This is a genomic window from Rothia sp. HMSC061E04, assembly GCF_001813685.1.
Classification (GTDB): domain Bacteria; phylum Actinomycetota; class Actinomycetes; order Actinomycetales; family Micrococcaceae; genus Rothia; species Rothia mucilaginosa.
In genome coordinates this window covers 1-462 of record NZ_KV813704.1, presented here as the reverse complement: position 1 = coordinate 462, position 462 = coordinate 1, and the positions used below count along the sequence as shown (strand labels likewise).

Genomic DNA, 462 nt, shown 5'->3' with positions numbered 1-462 from the left:
CCTATTCTGTAGCTGATTCAGTCCTCGACTATCAGCCTACTGAAAACGGCAACCTGAGCTACACCGTTCCCACCAGCGGCCTTATCGCTTACGAATTTGAGTACAACGGCACCCTCAGCACCACCACTCAGCAGGAAGGGTCACTTACCCCTGATCCCACCTCTTATTTCACTGTTGAAGCGGTTACTTCTTCCGATAGTTGCCCCGACCCCCAGTCAGGTATTGAAGCAGTTTATGTGACCGAGTACAGCATCGCCACCGACAGCGGTTACAGCGTAGATGGCTTTACTGGACGCGTTTAGGCTCTAACTCTTTCCTAGTATTCCAAAAGTCTCTCCCTAGCCTGCCCCTCCTACCGGAGGGGCGGGCTAGCTGTTTAAATACCCCGTTCCCAGTTTCCCGTCTTTTAACAACAGCAATCCTGCCACCCGGCCCCACTTATAAGCACTATCGTATTTATAA

General features: G+C 51.5%; 1 protein-coding gene. It reads left to right on the top strand.

The genetic code is table 11. The features are described from left to right. Positions 1 to 302 (top strand): hypothetical protein (locus tag HMPREF2927_RS09110; RefSeq protein ID WP_168165227.1); only part of this gene is annotated, 302 nt, incomplete at its 5' end. Between the last annotated feature and the right edge of the window lie 160 nt (positions 303 to 462).